The sequence below is a fragment of the Baekduia sp. genome (genome assembly GCF_035318805.1).
Lineage (GTDB): Bacteria > Actinomycetota > Thermoleophilia > Solirubrobacterales > Solirubrobacteraceae > Baekduia.
This window is the reverse complement of record NZ_DATHDY010000125.1, coordinates 1-5,636: the sequence shown is the minus strand read 5'-3', so window position 1 is coordinate 5,636 and position 5,636 is coordinate 1. Positions and strand designations below refer to the sequence as shown.

Here is a 5,636-nt window from a genome sequence, read left to right as displayed (position 1 = left end):
GACGTACGACGACATGAAGCTGCGGGTCATGGGCGAGCTCAAGAAGGTCTTCCGGCCTGAGTTCCTCAACCGCATCGACGACGTCATCGTCTTCCACAAGCTGCAGAAGGACGAGATCAAGACGATCGTCGAGCTCCTGCTGCGTCGCATCCGGGCGTCGCTGGCCGAGCGCGAGCTGCAGCTCGAGCTCACCGACGACGCCAAGGACCTGCTCGTGGAGAAGGGCTGGGACCCCGCGATGGGCGCCCGTCCGCTCCGCCGGGCGATCCAGCGCTACATCGAGGACCCGCTCGCGGACTTCGTCCTGCGCGCCGAGCTCATGCCCGGCGGCACGGTGATGGTCGGCAAGGCCGCCGAGGGCGAGGATCCCGAGGTCACGCTCGAGGTCGTCGCGCCGAAGAAGGCTCCCAAGCCGGTCGGCGTGGGCGCCACGGGTGGCGAGGACGAGCCCGCGGAGGAGAAGATCCTCCCCGGCGAGCCCGACCAGCCGCGGTCCGAGACGCCGGACGTCGAGTAGCGCACCACGCGCTGCAGGTTCCGAGATTGACGCGAAGGGCGGCCCACGGGCCGCCCTTCGTCGTTCCGGTTGGCAATGGCGCAACCCGGACGGGCTCACGGCCAGGACGCGGAACCGACCGGTGGTGGCGGCGGGGGGCGGCGCGGCCGCGGTGGCGTCCCGCTCTCCGACGTCGGTCTGCCGCCGGCGCCGGGGCGCCGAGGGTCCGGGTCGCCTGATCCCCCTGGTAATTCATCACGAGGCGACCCGGACCTCGCGACGACCGGGCCGGCACCCGCTCAAACCTCCGTCGACGTCGCCGACAGACCAGCGGCCCGTGGCACGACCAACGCCCGAGCGGGACGCCACCGCGGCCGTGCTTCCACACCGCCGCCGCGACGCACCGCGCTGAGGTCGAGACAACGGCGAGGTTCTGGTTGGCACATCGCGCCGCTTTCGGGAAGGATGGGCGCCGAGTGAGCGAACGCGGAGGAGAGCCACCTTGGACGTTGCACGCCTGAAGCGCATCCCGGTCTTCGCGGACCTGGACGACGAAGCGCTGTCGAACATCGCCGCCCTGGCGGCCGAGGTCTCGGTGCCCGAGGGCAAGGAGCTCGTCCGCGAGGGCGACTACTCCTACGACGTCCTCGCCATCGAGGAGGGCACGGCGAAGGTCGAGCGCGGCGGCGAGCACATCGCCGACCTCGGTCCCGGCGACGTGATCGGCGAGATGGGCGTCCTGGAGCGCGACCAGCGCAACGCGACGGTCATCGCCACGTCGCCGATGATGCTGATGACCTTGACCAGCTGGGACATCCGCAAGCTGCGCAAGTCCACGCCGGGCGTGGTCGAGCACCTGCGGGCGCTGGTGGAGCAGCGCAAGGAGCACGCCTGATCGCCTGATCACGGCCCAGAGGGCCGCGATCAGGTCGCGGGTGTTCGCCCAGAGGGCGAGACCCGCACCGCTGGGGCGAGACCCGCGCCTCTGGGGCGAGACCCGCACCGCGTAGGCTGCGGGGATGGACGCCCCGCTCGTCGAGATCAAGGTCCGCGACGACGGGCCCTACAAGGTGACGGGGCCGGTCCGGCTCATCGACGCCGACGGCGCGGTGTTCGACGTGCCCGCCGATCGGCCGATCGCGCTGTGCCGCTGCGGCCACTCGCAGACCAAGCCGTTCTGCGATGCGACCCACAAGGCCGCCGGCTTCGAGAGCTGCCCGCGCGCACGGGCCGCACAGTCATGAGCGGCGACTCGACGCGGGTCACGCACGCCGGCCTGCCGCACGCCGCGCAGGGCGAGCCGTTCCTGCCGGGCCCGACCTTCGCCGCCCCGACGCACTGGTCGGGGGAGGGCGGACCGGGCGGCTACGGGCGCTACGACAACCCGACGTGGACCCGGTACGAGGCGGCGCTCGGCGAGCTCGAGGGCGGTGAGGCGGTCGTGCTGTCGTCCGGCATGGCGGCGGTCGCCGCGGTGCTGCTGCCGGTCCTGCATCCCGGCGACGTGCTCGTCGCGCCCAGCGACGCCTACCCGGGCGTGCGCACGATCGCGACCGACCACCTGCGGACGCGCGGCGTCGAGGTGCGGCTCGTGCCGTCGACCGACGCGGCGTTCCGCGAGGCGGCCGTCGGCGCGACGCTCGTGTGGGTCGAGACGCCGACCAACCCCGGCATGGACCTGCTCGACGTGGCGGGGCTGGCCCGCGCCGTGCACGGCGGCGGCGGCCTGCTGGCGGTCGACGGCACGCTCGCCACACCGCTGCGCCAGCGCGCGCTCGACCTCGGCGCGGACTTCGCGATGAGCAGCGCGTCCAAGCACCTCACGGGCCACTCGGACCTGGTGATGGGCTACGTCGCCACGCGCAACGCCGCGCGCGCCGCGGCGATCCGCACCCACCGCGGACTCATGGGCGCGATCCCGGGCCCGTTCGAGGTGTGGCTCGCGCACCGGTCGCTGCCCACGCTGGCGGTCCGCCTCGAGCGCCAGGAGGCCAACGCCGCGGTGCTGCAGCAGGCGCTGGAGGCCCACCCGGCGGCGACCGACGTCCGCTGGCCGGGCTTCGGCTCGGTGCTGGCGTTCACGCTCGCGGACGCGGAGGCCGCCGAGCGCTTCCTCGGCGCGGCGCGCCTCGTCGCCGACGCGACGAGCTTCGGCGGCGTGCACAGCTCCGCCGAGCGGCGCGGACGGTGGGGGACCGACGACCTCCCGGAGGGCTTCATCCGCTTCAGCGCCGGGATCGAGGACGCCGGCGACCTCGTCGCCGACGTCCGCGCGGCGCTCGACGCCGCAGGCTGAGCGCGCGGAGGGGGGCGAAGCCGTCGGGTCCCGAGCCTAAGGTGACTGACCGCATGGCTCGCCCCTCCACCATCCACGTCTGCACTTCCTGCGGACACAGCGAAGCGCGCTGGCACGGCCAGTGCCCCGGCTGCGACGAGTGGAACACGCTCGTCGAGGAGCGCGCGCCCGTGGCGCGCGCGGGCGGTCCGGCCGGCGGCGCCGCGCGCAGGATCGCCGCGCCCGTGCCGGTCGCCCTGCGCGACGTGCGTGCCGAGGCCGTCGCCCGCCTCTCGACCGGCATCGGCGAGCTCGACCGCGTCCTCGGGGGCGGCCTGGTGCCCGGTTCGCTCGTGCTGCTCGGCGGCTCGCCGGGCATCGGCAAGTCGACGCTGACCGGCATGGCGATGGGCAACGTCGCGGCCGCCGGCCAGCCGACGCTCTACGTCTCGGGCGAGGAGTCCGCGGCCCAGATCCGGCTGCGCGCCGAGCGCCTGGAGCACGGCGGCTGCCGGGCCCTCGACGTCCCCGTGCTGGCCGAGACCGACCTGGACGCGGTCCTGGCGACCGTCGAGGCCCACCGGCCCGCGGTCTGCGTCATCGACTCCGTCCAGACGCTGCACGCCTCCGACATGGCCGGCGCGCCCGGCTCGGTCGGCCAGGTCCGCGAGGTCGCCGCCCGCCTGATGCGCGCGGCCAAGTCCGCCGGCACCACCGTGATCCTCGTGGGCCACGTCACCAAGGAGGGCTCGATCGCGGGGCCGCGCGTCCTCGAGCACCTCGTCGACTGCGTGCTGCAGTTCGAGGGCGAGCGCGAGCGCACCTACCGGACCCTGCGGGCGCTGAAGAACCGCTTCGGCTCCACGAGCGAGACGGGCGTCTTCGAGATGAAGCAGGGCGGCCTGGTGGAGGTGCTCGACCCCAGCGCCCGGTTCGTCGGCGAGGCCACGGGCAAGCCGGGCAGCGTCGTGCTCGCGGCGATGGAGGGCAGCCGCCCGCTGCTCGTCGAGGTCCAGGCGCTGGTCAGCCCGTCGGAGATCGTGCCGCCGCGGCGCGTGGTGACCGGGATCGACCGCAACCGCCTCGCGCTCGTGCTCGCGGTCCTCAGCCGCCACGCCAACGTCGGGACCGGCAGCGCCGACGTCTTCGTCAACGTCGTCGGCGGCGTGCGGGTCGACGAGCCGGGCGCCGACCTCGCGGTCGCGCTCGCCGTGGCGTCGGCCCAGCGCGGCGTCGCCTTGGGGGACCCTGGGCCCCCGACCCGGCCCCTGGCGTGCTTCGGCGAGCTCGGCCTCACGGGCGAGCTGCGCACGGTCGGCCATCCCGAGCGCCGGGTGCAGGAGGCCGAGAAGTTCGGCCTTCGGGACACCGTGCACCCCGGATCCGCGAAGACCCTGCGGCACGCGCTGCGTGCCGCCTTCGCTGCGGCCGAGCCGGTTGCGGCGTAACTCCCCGCACCTTCCAGGAAACATCCGCGTAGGCCATAAGGCCGATCTAAAGGTGTGCTGTTAGAATCAAGCGTGATGGCGCAGCGATCCGGGGATGAGCTGAACGAGCTCGAGAGCCGTCAGGAGCCCCGGCTCGTCAAGGCTCTCGAGATGGTGGCCCCCGGGACGGCCCTCCGTGAGGGCCTCGACAACATCCTGCACGCACACACGGGCGGCCTGCTCGTGATCGGCGACCACGACGAGCTGAGCTTCCTCTTCTCCGGGGGCATCAAGCTCGACGTCGACTACACGCCCGCGCTGCTCTACCAGGTCGCCAAGATGGACGGCGGGATCGTCCTGAACGCCAACGCGACCAAGATCGCGATGGCCAACGTCCAGCTGACGCCGGACCCGACGGTCCTCACGCTGGAGACCGGCACGCGCCACCGCACGGCCGAGCGCGTCTCCAAGCAGACCGACGCGGTCGTCATCGCCATCTCGCAGCGTCGCGAGGTCGTCTCGCTCTACGTCGACGGCGCGAAGTACATCCTCGAGGACATCCCCGTCGTGCTGGCCAAGGCCAACCAGGCGCTGGCGACCCTCGACAAGTACCGCACCCGCCTCGACCAGGTCTCCACGCGCCTGACCGCGCTGGAGTTCGAAGGCGGCGCCACCCTGCACGACGTCCTGACGGTCCTTCAGCGCTCCGAGCTCGTGACGCGCATGGCCGTCGAGATCGAGCGCTACATCGTCGAGCTCGGCACCGAGGGCCGGCTCATCGAGATGCAGCTCGAGGAGGTCATGGTCGGCGTCGCCGCCGACAAGGCCGCCCTCATCCACGACTACCTGGCCGCCGACTCCGACGAGACCTTCGCGGCCGCCCTCGACCAGCTCGGCCGGATGCCCCATCAGGACCTGCTCGACTTCGGCCGCCTCGCCGAGCTGATGGGCTACGACCGCAAGCTCAACACCCTCGACTACCCCGTGTCGCCGCGCGGCTTCCGCATCCTGGGCCGCGTTCCGCGCCTGCCGAAGCTCGTGGTCGCCCAGATCGTCAAGGAGTTCGGCGGCCTGGACGAGCTGCTGGCCGCCACCGACGCGGAGCTCGAGACCGTCGAGGGCGTCGGAGAGATTCGTGCGAAGGACATCCGCGAGGGCCTTCGCCGCTTGCAGGAGATCAACCTCGTCGATCGGTACCTGCAGACCTGAACGGCCCCCGCCGGGGTCGGCTGGAAACGCGGTCGCGCACCCCAACATGCGCGACCCAACCAAGGAGGACCATCATTCCCGGTAGCACCGAAGAGCAGATCCTGGAAGACCTCGACATCCCCGAGATCGTCAACATCGATTTCGAGATCGGCGACGACGTCGTCTATCCACATCACGGGGCCGGGCAGGTCCTGAAGAAGGAAGTCAAGAAGATGTTCGGTGAGGAGCG

The 5,636-nt window shown here is 72.4% G+C and carries 5 protein-coding genes and 1 pseudogene; all 6 read left to right on the top strand.

What is annotated here, in order from left to right:
* A pseudogene (locus tag VK501_RS25540) lies at window positions 1-517 on the top strand (NDP-hexose 4-ketoreductase); the annotation flags it as partial.
* A gap of 481 nt (window positions 518-998) precedes the next feature.
* The gene (locus VK501_RS25535) at window positions 999-1,391 is read left to right on the top strand and encodes a cyclic nucleotide-binding domain-containing protein (RefSeq protein WP_324342589.1); all 393 of its coding nucleotides are present in this window, start codon (window positions 999-1,001) and stop codon (window positions 1,389-1,391) included.
* A 124-nt stretch (window positions 1,392-1,515) separates the two neighbouring features.
* A complete protein-coding gene (locus VK501_RS25530; RefSeq protein ID WP_324342588.1) occupies window positions 1,516-1,740 on the top strand; it encodes a CDGSH iron-sulfur domain-containing protein in 225 nt (74 codons plus the stop codon).
* Complete coding sequence (locus VK501_RS25525; protein WP_324342586.1) at window positions 1,737-2,792, top strand: PLP-dependent transferase; 1,056 nt, start codon at window positions 1,737-1,739, stop codon at window positions 2,790-2,792. Before VK501_RS25530 ends, VK501_RS25525 begins: the two co-directional genes overlap by 4 nt.
* 53 nt (window positions 2,793-2,845) lie before the next feature.
* Complete coding sequence (radA, locus tag VK501_RS25520; protein WP_324342584.1) at window positions 2,846-4,219, top strand: DNA repair protein RadA; 1,374 nt, start codon at window positions 2,846-2,848, stop codon at window positions 4,217-4,219.
* A 75-nt stretch (window positions 4,220-4,294) separates the two neighbouring features.
* Entirely contained in the window at window positions 4,295-5,407 is a 1,113-nt protein-coding gene (disA, locus tag VK501_RS25515) for a DNA integrity scanning diadenylate cyclase DisA (RefSeq protein ID WP_324342582.1), read from the top strand.
* Window positions 5,408-5,636: the final 229 nt, after the last annotated feature.

What these genes read in the sequence shown, in the direction of transcription:
- VK501_RS25530 (WP_324342588.1), top strand. Translation starts at nt 1,516, where the DNA reads ATGGACGCCCCGCTCGTCGAGATCAAGGTCCGCGACGACGGGCCCTAC.
- VK501_RS25525 (WP_324342586.1), top strand. Translation starts at nt 1,737, where the DNA reads ATGAGCGGCGACTCGACGCGGGTCACGCACGCCGGCCTGCCGCACGCC.
- radA (WP_324342584.1), top strand. Translation starts at nt 2,846, where the DNA reads ATGGCTCGCCCCTCCACCATCCACGTCTGCACTTCCTGCGGACACAGC.
- disA (WP_324342582.1), top strand. Translation starts at nt 4,295, where the DNA reads ATGGCGCAGCGATCCGGGGATGAGCTGAACGAGCTCGAGAGCCGTCAG.